The 16,111-nt window shown below is 55.4% G+C and carries 17 protein-coding genes and 1 pseudogene; 9 read left to right on the top strand and 9 right to left on the bottom strand.

Annotation, left to right across the window (positions count from 1 at the left end):
- The first annotated feature begins 109 nt into the window (after positions 1–109).
- The 4 genes from NL112_RS20465 to NL112_RS20450 all read left to right on the top strand — a co-directional run bounded on the left by NL112_RS20465 (position 110) and on the right by NL112_RS20450 (position 3,645).
- Complete coding sequence (locus NL112_RS20465; protein ID WP_255152653.1) at positions 110–1,144, top strand: sensor histidine kinase; 1,035 nt, start codon at positions 110–112, stop codon at positions 1,142–1,144.
- 191 nt (positions 1,145–1,335) lie between these two features.
- A complete protein-coding gene (locus tag NL112_RS20460; protein WP_255152651.1) occupies positions 1,336–2,526 on the top strand; it encodes a GAF domain-containing sensor histidine kinase in 1,191 nt (396 codons plus the stop codon).
- A 102-nt stretch (positions 2,527–2,628) separates the two neighbouring features.
- Positions 2,629–3,276, top strand: coding sequence for a DUF3267 domain-containing protein (locus tag NL112_RS20455; RefSeq protein ID WP_255152649.1), 648 nt, complete (start codon positions 2,629–2,631; stop codon positions 3,274–3,276).
- Between the two features lie 111 nt (positions 3,277–3,387).
- Positions 3,388–3,645: a hypothetical protein gene (locus NL112_RS20450; RefSeq protein WP_255152648.1), complete on the top strand. Its 258-nt coding sequence runs from the start codon at positions 3,388–3,390 to the stop codon at positions 3,643–3,645.
- Positions 3,646–3,661: 16 nt separating this feature from the next.
- On the opposite strand, the gene NL112_RS20445 is transcribed toward NL112_RS20450, so the two are convergent.
- From NL112_RS20445 to NL112_RS20430, 4 genes and pseudogenes are all read right to left on the bottom strand, one after another.
- A complete protein-coding gene (locus NL112_RS20445) occupies positions 3,662–3,958 on the bottom strand; it encodes a hypothetical protein (protein ID WP_255152647.1) in 297 nt (98 codons plus the stop codon).
- Positions 3,959–4,166: 208 nt separating this feature from the next.
- Entirely contained in the window at positions 4,167–4,664 is a 498-nt protein-coding gene (locus tag NL112_RS20440) for a type II toxin-antitoxin system VapC family toxin (RefSeq protein ID WP_255152646.1), read from the bottom strand.
- Positions 4,648–4,980 carry a hypothetical protein gene (locus NL112_RS20435; RefSeq protein ID WP_255152645.1) on the bottom strand — a complete coding sequence of 111 codons (333 nt, stop codon included), beginning with the start codon at positions 4,978–4,980 and terminating at the stop codon, positions 4,648–4,650. Before NL112_RS20435 ends, NL112_RS20440 begins: the two co-directional genes overlap by 17 nt.
- Before the next feature lie 66 nt (positions 4,981–5,046).
- Positions 5,047–5,160 (bottom strand): annotated as a pseudogene (locus tag NL112_RS20430) (zinc ribbon domain-containing protein); the annotation flags it as partial.
- A gap of 177 nt (positions 5,161–5,337) precedes the next feature.
- On the opposite strand from NL112_RS20430, the gene NL112_RS20425 reads away from it, so the two are divergent.
- Positions 5,338–5,592: a hypothetical protein gene (locus tag NL112_RS20425; RefSeq protein ID WP_255152644.1), complete on the top strand. Its 255-nt coding sequence runs from the start codon at positions 5,338–5,340 to the stop codon at positions 5,590–5,592.
- Complete coding sequence (locus NL112_RS20420) at positions 5,589–5,996, top strand: PIN domain-containing protein (RefSeq protein WP_255152643.1); 408 nt, start codon at positions 5,589–5,591, stop codon at positions 5,994–5,996. The genes NL112_RS20425 and NL112_RS20420 overlap by 4 nt, the downstream gene beginning before the upstream one ends.
- 30 nt (positions 5,997–6,026) lie before the next feature.
- Here the strand turns inward: NL112_RS20420 and NL112_RS20415 are convergent, their stop codons facing one another.
- Positions 6,027–7,283, bottom strand: a complete 1,257-nt coding sequence (locus tag NL112_RS20415) for an RNA-guided endonuclease InsQ/TnpB family protein (protein ID WP_255152642.1) — start codon at positions 7,281–7,283, stop codon at positions 6,027–6,029.
- A 356-nt stretch (positions 7,284–7,639) separates the two neighbouring features.
- Between NL112_RS20415 and NL112_RS20410 the strand changes: the two genes are divergently transcribed.
- Together NL112_RS20410 and NL112_RS20405 are read left to right on the top strand one after the other, a co-directional pair.
- The gene (locus tag NL112_RS20410; RefSeq protein ID WP_255152641.1) at positions 7,640–9,271 is read left to right on the top strand and encodes a hypothetical protein; all 1,632 of its coding nucleotides are present in this window, start codon (positions 7,640–7,642) and stop codon (positions 9,269–9,271) included.
- Positions 9,272–9,439: 168 nt separating this feature from the next.
- Positions 9,440–10,333 (top strand): DUF4238 domain-containing protein, encoded by an 894-nt coding sequence (locus NL112_RS20405; protein WP_255152640.1) that lies wholly within the window; start codon positions 9,440–9,442, stop codon positions 10,331–10,333.
- 178 nt (positions 10,334–10,511) lie between these two features.
- On the opposite strand, the gene NL112_RS20400 is transcribed toward NL112_RS20405, so the two are convergent.
- From NL112_RS20400 to NL112_RS22990, 4 genes are all read right to left on the bottom strand, one after another.
- A complete protein-coding gene (locus tag NL112_RS20400) occupies positions 10,512–11,774 on the bottom strand; it encodes an RNA-guided endonuclease InsQ/TnpB family protein (RefSeq protein WP_255152639.1) in 1,263 nt (420 codons plus the stop codon).
- 1,060 nt (positions 11,775–12,834) lie between these two features.
- The gene (locus NL112_RS20395) at positions 12,835–13,473 is read right to left on the bottom strand and encodes an IS6 family transposase (RefSeq protein WP_255152638.1); all 639 of its coding nucleotides are present in this window, start codon (positions 13,471–13,473) and stop codon (positions 12,835–12,837) included.
- A 59-nt stretch (positions 13,474–13,532) separates the two neighbouring features.
- Positions 13,533–14,720, bottom strand: coding sequence for a tubulin/FtsZ family protein (locus tag NL112_RS20390; RefSeq protein ID WP_255152943.1), 1,188 nt, complete (start codon positions 14,718–14,720; stop codon positions 13,533–13,535).
- A gap of 189 nt (positions 14,721–14,909) precedes the next feature.
- The gene (locus NL112_RS22990) at positions 14,910–15,212 is read right to left on the bottom strand and encodes a DUF7577 domain-containing protein (protein ID WP_434084211.1); all 303 of its coding nucleotides are present in this window, start codon (positions 15,210–15,212) and stop codon (positions 14,910–14,912) included.
- A 472-nt stretch (positions 15,213–15,684) separates the two neighbouring features.
- Here NL112_RS22990 and NL112_RS20385 point away from each other — a divergent pair, with 472 nt between their 5' ends.
- On the top strand, positions 15,685–16,110 hold the full coding sequence (locus NL112_RS20385) for an ArsR/SmtB family transcription factor (protein WP_255152942.1): 426 nt from the start codon (positions 15,685–15,687) through the stop codon (positions 16,108–16,110).
- Position 16,111: the final 1 nt, after the last annotated feature.

Genomic DNA, 16,111 nt, shown 5'->3' with positions numbered 1-16,111 from the left:
GATAATTCGGTACGTGCTGGATCCACAGCACATATTCAGCGGGATGGTGCTTATCAGCGATTTCAATTTGACATTTTATACGTGACCGTACTCAACAGCAACGTAGTCCATGTCTCCTGATGCAAGGGAAGATTCGAATCTCCGGGGACTCATCAAAAGTTCGCCGGATGCGATTGTGATTGCTAACCCCGAGACGGGCGATATCGTTGAGGTAAATCAAGCGGCTGAAGAGTTCTTCGGCTACACGCAAGAGGAGTTACGCTCGATGGACATACTTGCTCTCCACCCGGCCGACGAACGGGAGCGGTATGAACACCTCTTCGAAACGCATTCTGAGCGGCAACCAGCGGTCATTTCCCAATTTGACGATGGATCACCCGTGTTCGCAGTCACGGCTGATGGCGACCAGATCCCAATCGAGATCAATGCGTGGGCTATCGAAGACACAGAGGAGGACCAGCCGCTCTTCCACGGCGTATTCCGGAATATCTCGGAGCGGCTCCGTCGGCAACGTGAACTCCAGCGCCAGAACGAGCAGCTCGATGAGTTTACCAGCGTTGTCTCACATGATTTGCGGAACCCGCTGAACGTCGCGCAAGGTCGAGCAGCACTCCTTGAACAGGAATGCGAGAGCGAACATATCGATTCACTACAGACTGCATTGGATCGGATGGAAGAGATCGTTGAGGATACCCTGACGCTCGCTCGTAACGGTCAACGAGTAGGCGAGATGGAACCGGTCAACTTCGTGAGTACGATTGGCAAGTGTTGGGAGATGGTTGACACCTCCGAAGCCACGTTGGAAATTGAAGACGACATCACGATCCGTGCGGATCCCGACCGAGTACGGCACATCTGTGAGAACCTGCTTCGCAATGCCGTCGAACACGGTGGAGACGATGTTACTGTTCGGATCGGCCAGGCAGACGAACATTCGATCTACTTTGAAGATGATGGGCCGGGCATTCCTGAAGGTGAACAGGATGCGGTCTTTGATCCAGGGTACTCATCTGCGTCTGATGGAACTGGATTTGGATTAGCTATCGTACAGCGGCTCGCGGAAGCACATGGGTGGGACATCGCTCTGACTGAAAGCGAGTCCGGTGGCACGCGATTTGAGTTTACTGGCGTCGAAATCCAGTGATTGCTATAGTCTCTGTTTCTCGCATGTTACTTCTGACAGTGGTAGGTGAGGTCGGTATTGTCCGTGCTGGATATAGGACGCATATCTCTCACGGCATTCACTCCTGAAGCTGATGTGAACCGCATGCTGTCGCCATCGGGGCTAGTCTTATTTGTCTGACGCCACTGTTGAATAGCAGGGAGAGCTCTTCAGTGAACCACACCGAGAGTTCCGGTTCTCTTACTGATGAGGAAGCGCGGAGCGAACTCTATGCGCTCTTGCATCAACACCAGTCCCGAAAACAGGCGATAGACCGTGTGGTTGAACTCGGGGCGAACTATCTCGGCATCGAACATGGACACATCACCGATATTGACGAAGAGGAGAACCGGTGGGAAGTCATTGGCTCAACGGACTCGCCTGATGGCCCATATCCAGATGGTCTCACCGCAAAGCTAAGTGATTCGTACTGCCGTCGGACAATTCAACAGTCTACACCGCTTGCGTTACACGACGCTGGCAATCAGGGCTGGGCTGACGACCCCGCGTATCAGCTCCATCAGCTGGATACCTACCTTGGGATACGCATTGATGTATTCGGTGAGCCATACGGGACGATCTGCTTCGTCGATCCGGAGACACGGGAAGAGCCCTTCTCTGATGCTGAACTCATTTTCATAGAGTTAGCCGGGCAGGTGCTTCGGAAGGTACTCGAAGAATCTCAGTATGAAAAGGACCTCAGCAATCGGAACCGTTTGATTTCGGTGCTCAATCGCGTGCTCCGCCACAACCTCCGGAACGAGTTAAATGTCGTTCAGGGGAACGCGCAACTGCTGAAAGAGCGTACGTCCGGAGAGGAAAACGGGTTTGCCTCAACCATCGAATCGGCGAGTACGGAGTTGCTTTCTCTCGCGGAAAAAAGCCGGGAGTTGGAAGAGTTGACGCGCTCCGTTCCAGTCGCACGGCCGATGGATATCGTTCCGTTAGTAAATGAGGCGGTCACCGAGGTTCGTGATGAACACCCTTCAGTGAACATCTCACTCGATATCCCTGAGGAAGCCAATTCATTTGCAGCTCCACAGCTTTCAGATGCAGTTTCCGAACTACTATCGAATGCGGCCAAACACACCGGAAGTAACCCGGCAATAGCGGTGGATGTCTATCGCAGGTCCGATCAAACGACGGTGCAGATCGAGGATGAGGGCTCTGGACTACCTGCAAGTGAACGCCGAATCCTCACCGGTGCGAGTGAGACAGCATTAGACCACGGGAGCGGTCTTGGACTCGCGCTTGTATACTGGATAATAACCAACCTTGACGGTGAGATCGACGTAACTGCAGGGTCGTCCGGGACGACGGTTGAACTTCATCTCCAGCGGACCACATCTCCTTCTTCCAAGTAAAGTGAATGAGCCGGTTTGTAGATATGAACGACTTGACTACTAATCTAGTTCTGCGGAGTCATTGGGAAAATGCCTATATTTCATTATGTCGTATGATCGGTAGTGTCTGAGAGCTGGCCACCAACTGGGTATACTAACCCGAGACCTTACGAAATCGATAACAAGCTGATAGTCGGGATCGCGCTGGTGCTAACCCTACCAGTCGTTGTTTTAACACGGTCGGAATTAGTGGAAGGTGCGTCAGAATTTTCGGCTATGAGTATTGAATTCGGGAACAGACTCGGTCTTACTGAATATCCTATCGCCTTCTTGCTTGGTGTTCTTCTCGCACTCGTTATCTGGCTACTTGCTTCTGGTTCCGTGATTATTGCTTTGCATGAGGGGGTTCACTATGCTGTCTCAGCACTCGAGGGCTATAATCCGCGGTTTGAGTGGAGAAGCCATTTAGGATTGAAGAACCCGAGCATAGTGATCTACGCAGAGAGCATTACCCGGAGAGAGAACATTTTGACACTAATCACTCCATTCGTTTTGTTGAGCATTCTCTGTGTCATAGTAATGTGGTTCACGAGCGGAATTCTGGCAGCAACGGCAGCGACGATGTTCTGTGCTAACACTGTACCTTCTTGTGCCGATATCTACCATACTGTCCGAATTGCTCGAATGCCGAACGGAACCCTGTTTGCCAACTTCGACGATGATGGAGACCTTCGCTCGGAGTTTGCAATCCCTAACTCAGATCCCGTATAGGATTGACAGGGATTTCCACGGAGTCAGTTTAGAATTTTAGCGACATAACTGCTGAAGCGCTCAAGAGTCACCTACCTAACCATTATGGAGCCGGTGTTTGAACCCACGCGAATGAACGTGTTGTCGTGGAACGTTCAAGGAGCGTTTCCCTACCACACACCAATTGAACGGATTGAAAACCAGCTCCAGTATATCGACGAAAACGCTGAATGCCCCGATATCATCGCACTAAACGAAGTCAACCGGTTTCGGCGTGATCTCTGGGAAGAGGACTTCCTCGGCAAGACCGGGGCGGGAGAGCTTCCCGTCCTCCCAAGCCTTGAAGGAGTGGTTGAAGTCTTCTTCCAGTTTTCCACTTCGTCCGGGTAGGCTTCTTCGTAAGGATTCACTGACCTTTCACTTCTCTGGCTGCCTTTCTGTCGGCTTCGTTCGCTAAACGGATTTCAACAATCCTGAGATGACTTACTGAATCAAGCCTGTGGTCGTGCGTTACCTTGTCAAGAAGTCCTTCAGGATCGTCCTTGGTGACGTGGTCGGGCGTACTCGGTCTTCCACTCATCGGTTCCGGCAGGTCAACGAAACAGTTGGCGTGGACGTTGAACACTCCGTAACCGTACAACTCGTTGCTCTCGTCTAACGATAATGTATCGCTGCTGTCGTCCGGTACTTGTTCTTCTTTCACTGTTCATCACCTCCAGTCTTGGCGCTCTCCGGTTGGACAAGTTCGATTTCGTCGTTGTCGTTCCAGATGTAGGTGTCGTGGATTGAAGGATAAGCATAGATGGCAACTATCACCTTGCCAGCATAGCCCGGTGATTCACTGATGTAGTTCTAGAAGACTGCGTAGGTGTAGTTCTCTGCTAAATGCTGTGCAGATTCAGTCATAGCTCTCACTCGTGTCTCCGATAGGGGAGCGTCGTCACGTCGAAGGCGTCATAATGCCGGTCGTACGTGAGGATGTGATCAACCTCTAGCTCGGCCATGTGTGACGCGACGATGAAGTCAGTCAAGGATGCATCGAGGTCGGTCCACTCGATGAACGTGTCTGTCGCATCACTGAATACCTCTGGAGTAACTGATTCGAGTTGATAGAGATCACTCTTATCGAGCGTCGTCAGAAACGTCGCAGCGTTTCGCATCGATGCCTGTTTTTTGAGTCGGGTAGCAGCTTCGTCGACGATATGGTCGTTCACGACCAGTCGCCGATATGGGAGGTCGCCGTCGCGGACAAAATCCATGAATGCACGTGAGACGGGATGCATCTGATCCTGCGGATTGAACAGCGCATAGAGAAACTTCGGGCCACAGACGGCCTGATGACGAATCGAACCCGGTCGAAAATGTTCAGCAGTGACCGTCCCAATCGGTGTCTCAACTGGGTCTGCCATCAGAGTTAGGAGTTCGAGGCGGGTCCTCAGCGAGAACGAACGATTCATCGTTGCCGTGCCACTCGTCAACGAGATCGTCTTCTTCTCTGGCGTCTGTCTGTGCCGTCCGTGGGAGCGACGAATCATCGAGATCATCGAGAACCGTAAAGGCTGCATCATTCGGATTGGCCTGTTGCTGGCGTTCGACCCACTCAATCAACGCCTCGTGACTGGCTTCTTTGAGCGACAGTCCGTGTTCCTCAGCGAACTCCCGAAATCGCTCGTACTCCTCCTCGTTCAACTCAGTTTGGACGTGTTTGGTGTCGTTGCTACTCATCCTGACCCTCCTGATGTTGTGTGGATGTAGCGTCTCATGGAACATAAGATGTTCGCATGTAATGATTCATGAAGCGGGCTTGTCCATGAACTCGGCCTCGAACCCGTCCGGGTGAGCAGTGAATCCACCACTCGGCGTCACCGTTCCAGACCTCAGGGCAAGTTGAAAACATCCAGTCTGTATCCGTACCGTCTACTCGTCGCCAGTCATCGAATCCACCTCGTGCCATCTCGTAGTGGCTGGTGCCAAATTAATGGACTTTTCCGGGGGACTCGGTTCTAATCACGGGAGTGTTACCCCACATAGGCCGTCACTATCGCTATGACAGTTATACCGGTTGGGTCCTAACACGGGCATATGGCAACCGATAGCGTCTCCGACCGAGTGCGGGAACTCGCCCAACACCTCGGCATCGATGAATCCGAGGTGATTCAACAGGCCGTCGAGACGGGCGTCGAGGCGCTCTACCGCGATATGATTATCAGCCGATACCTCGATGGCGACCTCACACGTGAGGAGGCGGTCGACGAACTCGGCGCAGATGTTGTCGACCAAGTCGACTCCGCTCGCGACGCGATCGAAGAAGACGTGGAGTGGGGCCTCCACGCTTGAGCAGACTCGTTGTCACCGATACAGGGCCGCGGATTCATCTGGCCGAAGCCGATGTATTGCATTTGCTTGAGTTGGTCGGAGAAATTTGTATCCTAGAGACGGTCCTCACAGAACTCGAACGCGACTCGACAGACACCTCGGAATTGGAGTTCACCGTCGAGCAAGTCGAGTATGACGACGCGACGTATCCGCACCTCGATTCTGGTGAGACGGCCGCGCTGGTGCTGTGTGCGGATCGAAATGCCGTGCTATTGACCGACGACTTGGACGCTTGGAAGACTGCACAGGAGGAGGACATCGAAGTTCACGGGTCAGTAGGTGTCATCCTCTACGCATACAGCCACAGCGAACTCTGTAAACTACCCCTCCCTACTCCCTCAGCGCATACGCGCCTCGGTCCTTGAGGGAGGAGTTTTGATGTGGACTCCCGGCGATCAACTCTCGGCGGGTGGCCGATAGCCGTCGCCGTTCAACGTCCCACCATTTATACGCACGTCTACTGGTGCGTCTACGCTCCCCGACGTGGGCGAGGAACGCAGGCTGTGCTGTCGCTTGCGCATATACCGTAACCCGATGTTTTTCGCGCCGTTATAGTCCGCATTGAGTTCGTACCCACACTTTAGACACCGGAACTGCTCGCCATCCCGATTGGCTTCGTGAGTGAAACCACAGTTGGTGTGGGAACACCGCTGGCTCGTGTGGTCTGGTTCCACCTTCTCAACAGTGACACCGCGTTCTGGAGCTTTGTACTCAACGTACTCGACGAGGCGGCGGAACGCCCAGATATGATGCCAGTCAGCCTGAGGCAGTCGCTCTCGGATATCAGTCAACTCCTCGAACACGATTACGTCACACTCGTGTTCAACCGTCTCCGAGACAATCTCATTGGCAACCGTGTGGATGTACTGTTTTCGCCATGCTCGTTCACGCTTTCCAAGCCGAAGCAGAGCGTTGTGGGCGGCCTGCGTACCGCGCTGTTGCATCTCCGTCCGACGTTTCTCGAACTCTTGTATCCAGTGGTCGTACTCGTCACCACTCCAGAACGTGCCCGTGCTGGCGACGGCGAGACTGTTTACACCGAGGTCGACACCGAGGACTGTCTGGTGCTCAGTACCGTCGGACTCCTCAATTTCAACAGCCTCGCCTTCGTCAGTTACTTTCCGTGTTTTGACGTGGAAGTAAAATTCGTCAGCAGCTTGGTCGTACTGGAGTGTACTCGTCCGAAATTCGTACTCTTCGGACAGCACGTACTCCTCGTATGGTGTTGGACTATCTGCTGGGAGTTCAAACTCACACTCAATGCGTCCGTTCACCGTCGAGAGCGAGATCTTGTTCCGATAGAACGTGGCACTGCGTTTGTCGTAGACCATACTCCACGATGTGAACGCTGGCTTGTTCGTCCGTTTGCCCTTCTTCCAGCGATCAACACCGCTATCGACAGCGTGAACAGCGCGACGGATGGCTTCTTGGACGAGGTTTGCCGTCAGGTCGGTTTCCTCGCGGAGACGGTCGTAGAGTGCGTCTCTGGCTTTCGTATTCGAAGTGATGCAGTCTTCGTAGTCGGTGTTGTCCCAACAGTAGTCACTGGCCTCATTGGCGCAGTAGAGAAATTGCTCGGCAGTTTCGTGGAGGTCCTCGTGACACTCGTCGGGAACGACGAGTTTGACCGGCGCGGTACGTCTGACCTCCATACTTCAGATGTGTGTCGATGGGTACTTAATAATCCGGAAGTCGGGCGGCTACTGTACCGTGGTTTGTGTCGCGGAGTGTCGGCTTCCTCCCGGGCCTACTCGCGTCGTGGTTCCGACGTATCGGAAGCCCTCGCTCCTTGAGGCCGAGGGCTCTGCCTCGAAACGGCATGAGATTCTGTAAGTGAGAGAGAACCAACGAGCCGTGCTTGCTGACGGTAGTCGGTGTGGGATTAATGTGGGGAAAAGCTCGAATTCGGGCGAGTAGAGGCTTCTAGCGGCGATACACCTATGCGTCGCTACGCGGTGTTGGAAGTGAGGCTGACTAGAGCCTCACGAACGGAATTGGTACAATTCCAATGAACAGTAGCAACACCGAGGATAAGAACCTACCGGCGACGGTAGAGGCGACGACACACAAAGACCCCCATGGGACCGCAGACTCGCGGACCGACGCCCGCCGCTCTCCCTACTTCCGGACCTACCGGGAGGAACAGGAGCGCCACCGCTCGACCGACACGGCCGAGACGACCACGCTGGTCACCAGACTGGCAGGGTTGCTCTGGGCCATCGTCGACCAGGCGACTGCAGACGGCTCTTCCCGCGACACCGACGTCGCGACGGAGCTCGACGCGGATCGAGAGCGCTTCACGGAGCGGACGGCTGCGAAGACCGACTTCGGAACGCGAGCGGAACCCGTCGACGGACTGTACGGCTACACCCCCGACGGTGACCCCGTCGTTCCCGAGCGAGGCCAGCTCATGAGAGCCCGGACCAACGCGAACGGCCAGCCCGCAGACGCGCTCCTAGAGCCCGATGCGGCCGGTGACCTCGCGACCTGGACCCCCGGCAACGCCAGCTCGAACTTCGTCGATCCGACCGGCGAACAGATCGTTGGCGTCGCCAGTGGCCTCGATGAATCCGCGACCCGAACGGCTGCACCGGAGACGACCGTTTCCGCGGCTGTCGACGACCTGCAGGCGTACGACCGACCGGAGGACATCGAAGACGACGACACCACGACCGGCATCGAGACCGCCGACCTGGAGGTCCTGACGCCCGGTGGTGAGTACGTCCGTCTCGGTGACCTGCTCGCTGAACCCGAGCAGTTCGCCGGAACGTCACTGGAGTCCATCGAGCGCTCGCTCGCACTGGAAGCCGAGAAGCAGCGCGTCACGGATGGAATCTGCCGCCCGGGCGAACTCAGCGACGAGATCGAACTGGTCGGACACGCGAAGTGGCTGAACAACCGGTTCGACGAACTCGCCGCGCAGCGCCCGTTGACGACAGAGATCGCCGCGGCTCGCGCCGAGGCTGCCAAACAGGCCCGTGATGAGCGTCTGCGTCCACTCCTCGAGCTGGACTCGGACACGCACGACGAGGTCTGTACGATGGCGAATCGGCTGCTGAGTGAGGACTTCGAGAACGTCCACGAGGTGCGCAAGCAACCGCTCACCCTCGCGATCGCGCTTGCAGAGCGTGTCTCCCGAGGTGTCGAGCCAGCGAGTGCACTCCTCAGACAGGCCGAAGCCGAGGCGAACGATCCCCGGAACATCCAGACGATCGGCAACGTCCGATACATGTCGACCCGCCAGACGAAGGGGCGATTCTCGACGCAGGGTCGCGTGGCGATCCTCTTCGGGAACACGCATCCCGGAATCAAGCAGGCCGGCGTACTCCAGGACGACACCGGATCGATCAAGTTTGCAATTTGGAAGAAGAGCGAGTGGGATGAGACGCGACCGACCCCGGATCCGACGGACGTGAGGGGCCGGACGCTGATTCGTTCACACCGCTTCCCCGAGTTGCAAGTCGGCGACCTCGTGCGCTGTGAGGAAGTCGTGAAGGGATGGTACAACGACACCGCGACGTTTGAAACGCGCCGCGACAGTACGTTGACCATCCTCGAACGTGCCGACGCCGCCGAGTTTGAGGTCAACGGTCACGGTGAGAGTCAAATAGGCGATGACATGGTAGCCCCCGAACAGTAGCGAATCGTAGCACCCAGAGTCCAGTACGGACTCAGAACTGTAACCCCTCTTTCCGAACTCCGATGATCTGTATACCCAGCGTAAGGTGAGTAGTGTCACATTCTGCTTTCGATAACGGTTCACATGGTGGCGGGAACCTGAAATACCTGAGCCGAATATGATCTTATCATGAGCAACAGGGTGAAGATGCAGCACTATGTCCCTCGATTCTACCTTCGGAACTTCGCTGCTGACACCTCCGCGTCTACACCAACCGTTCACTGCTTTGATAAGCCGAACCGCAGACAATTCACGACCTCAATCACCAACGTTGGTGGCGAGAACTACTTTTATGACATTCCCGAAGATCCAGAACAAGAGTTTGAATCCCAACTCGCCGCGATTGAAGGCGAGTTCAGTGACGCATACGCTTCTCTCCTCAGTAACGGGGATCTTGGTGGGTTAGATGAGAACGACCGGAGTGCAATTGCCTATTCCATCGCTATTCAAGAACTTCGTACACGCGAAAACCGCGAAAGGTTCCGAGAGATGGTGTCGAAGCTCCGTGAACAGCTGGAGGGAGAAGCTATGACTGACGAGATGGAGGAACAGATGGAAGAGATTCGGGAACTCGATACCGAGGAAGGGGTCAGCCGGTTCCAACGAGAATTCATTCAGGACAACGCGTGGGATCTGGCTGAGATCATTCTTTCGATGAAGTGGATTCTATTCGTCAATGACACCGAGATGCCTTACTGGACCTCGGACCATCCAATTGTCCGTCACAACCATCTTGATCACAGTCCGTATGGGAACCTGGGCCTCCAATCGGAAGGGATTCAGGTGTACTTCCCGCTATCTCCGACAGTCTCCATAGCGTTTTGCGATCCGGTGATGTTCGGACACCTACCTGCAAAATCGTCAGTCGATAGAGATCATGTCCGATTTCAGAACTCGTTACAGATAAGAGAGTCAACCCGACACGTGATTGCGAGTACGAGTGAATTCTTAATGGCGAACGCATTCCTTGAAGACTATCCACAGTACGCAGAACTCAATCGTGATCGCGTATCCGTAGAGTAATTCCTGAGATATCTCGATTGTACGTACAGGCTCAACTATACCGTAATACTCACAGGTTCAACATAGGGTTAGTCGAATTCAGCCCAGTACCCGCAGGAAGATACGATTCGCGATCTTTGACGTCCACTGCAGTCCAGCACCACAGTTCCCCGTGTCAAGACACACTCGCACGGGCGACTTACGGGTTCGTACGCTGCTCGTTGGGATTTGCCCACGCTGGAGCGTCCGTGGTGGAACGCCACCGATGATTGTCCCACTTGAACCGCACGGGCTGCGCCATCAGCCGTGGTCGGTCTGCTCGCTCTCGGTCTAACAACGTCCGGGCTGCCGTCAGATCCGCGTGTCCATCGTACCCGCAAGGACAGGTAAGCCGTTCCCGGTTGCGATCCGTCGCCGCCACTGCCCCACAGTCAGGACACTCCTGTGAGGATTCGAACTCCGAGACCTCCAACAGTGCGATCCCGTGTTCCTCACAGAGGTCTGTAAGCCGGTCGGTGAACCGACGGTGTGCCCAGAACTCCGTGAGCTTCCGGTTGGTGCGCTTCAATCGAGTACGCTGGATCACACCAGTGAGGTCACCGACGTAGATCGTCCGGATGCCCGCCTCGGTCAACCGTTCGATGAGGTCGCGGAGAAGTGCGTCGACGCTGTGGTCACGGCGCGCACTCCGACGACGGTATAGCCGACGAATCCGCTTGCTCACATACTGGCCCTCGGGGAGCTTCGACTGGGCTTCCGATATCGTGTCAGTGGTCGCCTCGAACTGTTCCCACGGGACGCCACCATCGTAGAGGAACTGTGATCCCTCGGTCGTCGCACAGGCAACGAGATTGATGACACCGATATCGAAGGCCGCCGCCTCGCCGTCGTCCCGGCCGGGAGTCGGAGGAGCATCGACAACCACGGACTGGTACGCTCGGAACTCGTCGGCGAGATCGTCGTAGGTGATCTGGAGTTCGCCTCGTCTGCCCTCACGCCACGTCGGATTGCCACGAATGGGAACTCGAGGGCGCTTGTTGGGCGTCAACCCGTACTCGGGCTTGATTTCGCGGCCGATGGCGAGTTCCACTCGAGAGTACCGCCCCCACTGGAGCGTGTAGGCTTGATTCTTCAGGAATATCTGGAGGTCGCGTCCCTCGTCCTCGTTTCCCCAGTAGCCAGGTGGTTGGGCAGACGGATCGCCTTCGTTACGGGCAAAAAACGACCGCCACGCCCGATCATTGACACGGGTCATTGTCTCCGTCGTCGCGGAGCCGAGGAGCCCCTTGTATTCGTCGTAGAAACAGTCTGCCTCCCAGATGTCGTCGTCATCGAAGAACCGCTGTCGACGAGCGTAGGTGAGCTGGTTCCAGAGACTCGCAGCACCATCTAATAACCGATACAGGAGTTCCTCGTACGCCTCGGATTGGGGAACGACGACGAACTCGTTCGTCCGGATCATCGGCACGACCCGCTCTGTTCGTGATGGTATTTGAAGGCGAACATCCCGCATCCCATTGGGAGTGATAAAATCCATCTCGTCTCTGAGCAACCGGAAACAATAGTCATCGGTCAAGTCTCTCGGGAGGATCCGTACAGCAGTGATTTTGGACTCGTTCCAGAAGGCCGACCCTCCCGCAGAGCGGGCACTCGACCAACGGTGTCGACGGAAGCTGGCGGCACTCCTCCAGCGCCGCCTCCAAGTGGCGTTGAACGTCGGGGGACTGTGCGCGAGTGAGCGCCTGTGCGAGGTGCATTTCGAGGCGTTCTCGTGCTGTCGACCCATCGGTCGATGATTCGTCGGTCATAGCCCTATCCCGTTGTGGTGGATAAATTGCTGCTGAGGGCGTGAACAGCCGGGCGTGAGTATACTATCCGTCCCGGCAGAGAGATCTCTGAGTCCGTCTAATACGGGGACGAGGCGACCTTCGAGACCCGTCGGGACAGTGAGCTCACGATCCTGGAGCGAGCTGGCGACGACTCGGAGGACGACACGGCCACGTCCGAGACTGCGACGACCCACGAACGACGACCCAGACACCGTCGGCGGACTGGTCCAAAGACGACTGGCACACCTGTCCCGAAGAACCCGATCGCCTACTGGCGAGGGAGCGAACGATGGGTGTTCCCGATCACGGACTGGACCCCCGACTGGTGGCTGGCGCAGGAGAATGTCGAGACTGTCGAACAGGATCGGTCTGAAGTGTCAGTGATGACTGGTAGGAAGGTGACCCCCGAACAGTAGCGACCTGTAGCACAGCGAGTCTCCATCCGAGACTCAGAACTCTAGAACCCCTCTTTCCGAAGAAAGGTCACCGAGAGAGAGGAAGATCAGTTACCCCACGAATGACACACCCCTGTGCTGTGGGGTAACCGAGGTGGTCGGGCGTCTGGCTATCGCTCTCTTCGCGAAGGGCTACATTCCGAGAAACCGTTCATTCTCGGTCCCCAAGGGATACTGGATATGGATCCCCTAAATTAGATACCTGCAACCCCATGCCTCACCCCAGACAGGGGTCGTGTTAACTTTGGCATCGATTCCACCAGACGGCGAAGGCTTGGAGCCACGATTCCGCGGTCGGTAGTTTGACGTTGCTGAACGTATTTGAAAACGAAGATGTACGTCGTTTTACTTCACGAAAGACACGTTCGACGGCATTCCGATTTCCGTGGCGAGTCCTTTGAAATCGGAGGCCGAGTCGGTCGAGTGCAGCTTTGAGATGGGCCGCATCATCGACGAGGAAGGTGGCCTGTTCGACCTGCTGTTTGTCGCGGAGTTCGCGGAGAAACAGCACGGTGAGTTGCGTGGTTCTCGTCTGAAACAGCCTGGCGTGGAGAAATTCATTGGTTTGCGGATCGACGGCAGCGTACAGCCAGTGGCGTTCGTCGTTGATCCGAATCACCGTTTCGTCAAGCGCGATCTGATTCGGGGCCCCGTCGCCGGCCGGCTGTAGGTCGGCCTTCTGTACCCAGTTATGAATAGCCGTTCGACTCCTCTCGACACCCACCATCTCAAGATATTGTTTAGTATTCGAAAGCGATAGACCAGCAAGATGGAGCTGAATACCCACTTCAACGATCTGCTCGGGTGTCCGCTCTCGCTCCATAAACTCCAAGTCTATCCAGTCGCTACACCAGCTGAGGCGGTCAGTTTCGGGCATAGAGCACTCAAAACTTGACCGCCTCGCTCTTAACTTAACACGACGCCAGACAGGAGTACCTAGTTAAAAATGGAGTCGAGTTCGTCCGCATCATCCCCAAGAATCGATTCGAGATGGCGATCCGAGGAACCCGTCCTCTCCGAATTCGTGGTCTGTGCTTCACTTCCGATTGATCGCAATTCGTGAAGTCGATCAGCTCCCGAAAGACCAGAGAACAGAACAGCGACTGCGACCGTGTTCGACCCTGGAAGTGGGTAATCGCCACCCCGTATCGAAAGACACCCGGTTTGCTCTTCTACCCATGTTCGCCCACGTTCGATTCCTTTACGAGTGAGACAGTCACTGGGACCAGCGACAATAACGAGACCGCGGTCAATCGAGACGTTGGCGGGTTCGACTGGGAAGGTGAGACGACCAAGGGTTGCACGGCGAACGAGACTTGTTATCCGATTCGTTCCCCCAGCTGAATCCGGGGAAGACCCACTCGTAAATCGGGAGAGGAGGCCGGGGGCCTCAGTACCATCCTCCTCGTCGAGTGGCTGTGAGGCGTATCCAAGTGTGGAGACACCACCGCCCTTGAGAGTGTTTATGATTTCGCTTGCATCGACGACACTTTCTGGATTCGCAGTTCCCGTGTCAATGTCTCCCGCCCCGAAGAGGACGCCAAGGCGAGTCGCGAGCTCACGATTGATCGCTGCGTATCCGCCCGTCAGTGACTCGTTTGCCTGTCGATGGGCATCGTTATCGAAGACAAGGAGATTGTCCAGTTCCCGAACAGCAGTCTGTAAGGAGCGAGCGGCATTGAGTGAATAGAGCCCGCCTTCATTGGTGCTCGGGAGAATGCCGAGTCCATAGACCGGCTCAGTATACAGCTGCTTGAGATTCCGGCCGACGACGGGAAGGGCACCACTTCCGGTCCCTCCACCGAGGGCAGCGACGAGGAGAAACGCATCGATTTCATGGACAGGAATCGTGTCGATGGTTTGTTGGATTTCGGTGATATCTTCGGTTGTGATTGTGGCACCAAGCTCGTTATCGCCACCGACACCTTGCCCGCCGACCTGTGACTGCCCGATGAGTACCCGTGCGTCCGCTGGAACATGCTCGAGTGCATTGAGATCAGCCGTTGCTGTATTGACCGCGAGTGCATCATAGACGATGTGGCTGTTCGTTCGCTGATCGTACTCAAGGAGGGCATCAACGATTTTCCCACCCGCTTGGCCGAGACCCACGACGCCGAGTTTCATATGGGACCACCCTACCTACCCGGTAGCAGTTTGTAAAGCCAGTTTCCCGGTTTCGGGTAGTGAAGCAGTGTACATCTCGGGCGTTGACCCGATGAATTCTGTCTCGTGTCTTCGGTCACGCAGTGTGGCTCTTCGATCCGGTTTACAGGTGGTCGGAGAGAATGCCCGGGGCGTGACCACCGAGGCGATTCACTGGTCAGACCTTCGATCATCGTCCCAAGATCTCCGAACTGTCGAAGGTAACCGGTTGATACAATTGTGGCAGTATCGATATCCGACAGGATTCCGTGCGCTACAGTTTTGGCAGACAACAACCCAGTCATCTGCTTTTGAGGTATCCTGTTTCGCTTTCCGTGCTTTGACCGCAATAGCAGGATGGGAACGGCGGCGACGTCGTAGACGGGGAAGAACGAAGAAATACCCGAAGACGAGCAGTACACCGATCGCAACAAGGGCGATTTTGGATTCATCCGAGACCGTGATTTCGGACATCCATTGGCGAACAGCACGAACGAACTCAGTCAGCATTTCGTCTAGAAGTGAAAGCTTCGATATGACATCCTGCACGGGCACTATTCGTGCAATCGTTCGCCAATGGTATCTCCGTTAAGCACGGTTTCGGATAGCGAAGCCCAGAGTCCCATTAACAAGGAACGGACTCAAAAGCCAATTTGGGTATCAATGGTATCTGGGTATCCTCGACGAAGGGCGGATATCACGATACCCCAAAGGGCGGAAAAGAATGTGGTCAGGGGCACGATGTAATCGTCGCGCCCACCCCTCGTCTGTAGCTCCCTTCCCCACCCCTGCCCCTTTCCACTACGGAACCCGACACTATTAGGAAAGATTGATACGACAACCGTAGCAAAAACTGAATACGCTCAGTTGCGGGACGTCTTCGGACCGTGAAGCCAATCCCGCAATCGTACATACGCAGGGAAGCAACACGGAGGTGGCATGGACTGTGAGCAAAGAATGGGAGCCAGAGAACGTGTTCGACGTCCTGGGGAGCGAGGTTGCTCGGAAAATTCTCGCGTTAGCCAGCCTCAAACCCCTGTCAGCCACCGAACTTGCTGAACACTGTGGGGTCTCGGAGCCAACGATCTATCGACGGATTCACGCACTCCAGGAATACGATATGCTGGACGAACAGATGGAACTCGACGATGAGGGCCATCACTACAAACGATTCAGAACGAGCCTCAAGGAAGCACGGTTCCAAGTTGACGAAGGACAGTTCGATATCGATATCCAGCTCAAGAAAGACTACTCTGACAAGTTCACGGATTTCTGGACCGACCTCGAAAAGGGAGCAAAAGAGGTTTCGAACGATACGAACGTAGACTCTCGTCACCGTGATAGTTCGTCGTCTGATCTCAGTGGTGGATAAT

Source organism: Halorarius halobius, assembly GCF_024298865.1.
Taxonomy (GTDB): Archaea; Halobacteriota; Halobacteria; order Halobacteriales; family Haloarculaceae; genus Halorarius; species Halorarius halobius.
The sequence above is the reverse complement of the archived record's forward strand: the minus strand, read 5'-3'. Positions and strand labels throughout refer to the sequence as shown.

Excerpts from the sequence above, each read along its gene's own strand:
- NL112_RS20465 (WP_255152653.1), top strand. The coding sequence starts at position 110 with ATGTCTCCTGATGCAAGGGAAGATTCGAATCTCCGGGGACTCATCAAA.
- NL112_RS20450 (WP_255152648.1), top strand. The coding sequence starts at position 3,388 with ATGAACGTGTTGTCGTGGAACGTTCAAGGAGCGTTTCCCTACCACACA.
- NL112_RS20440 (WP_255152646.1), bottom strand. The coding sequence starts at position 4,664 with ATGGCAGACCCAGTTGAGACACCGATTGGGACGGTCACTGCTGAACAT.
- NL112_RS20435 (WP_255152645.1), bottom strand. The coding sequence starts at position 4,980 with ATGAGTAGCAACGACACCAAACACGTCCAAACTGAGTTGAACGAGGAG.
- NL112_RS20425 (WP_255152644.1), top strand. The coding sequence starts at position 5,338 with ATGGCAACCGATAGCGTCTCCGACCGAGTGCGGGAACTCGCCCAACAC.
- NL112_RS20415 (WP_255152642.1), bottom strand. The coding sequence starts at position 7,283 with ATGGAGGTCAGACGTACCGCGCCGGTCAAACTCGTCGTTCCCGACGAG.
- NL112_RS20410 (WP_255152641.1), top strand. The coding sequence starts at position 7,640 with ATGAACAGTAGCAACACCGAGGATAAGAACCTACCGGCGACGGTAGAG.
- NL112_RS20405 (WP_255152640.1), top strand. The coding sequence starts at position 9,440 with ATGAGCAACAGGGTGAAGATGCAGCACTATGTCCCTCGATTCTACCTT.
- NL112_RS20400 (WP_255152639.1), bottom strand. The coding sequence starts at position 11,774 with ATGATCCGGACGAACGAGTTCGTCGTCGTTCCCCAATCCGAGGCGTAC.
- NL112_RS20395 (WP_255152638.1), bottom strand. The coding sequence starts at position 13,473 with ATGCCCGAAACTGACCGCCTCAGCTGGTGTAGCGACTGGATAGACTTG.
- NL112_RS20390 (WP_255152943.1), bottom strand. The coding sequence starts at position 14,720 with ATGAAACTCGGCGTCGTGGGTCTCGGCCAAGCGGGTGGGAAAATCGTT.
- NL112_RS22990 (WP_434084211.1), bottom strand. The coding sequence starts at position 15,212 with ATGTCCGAAATCACGGTCTCGGATGAATCCAAAATCGCCCTTGTTGCG.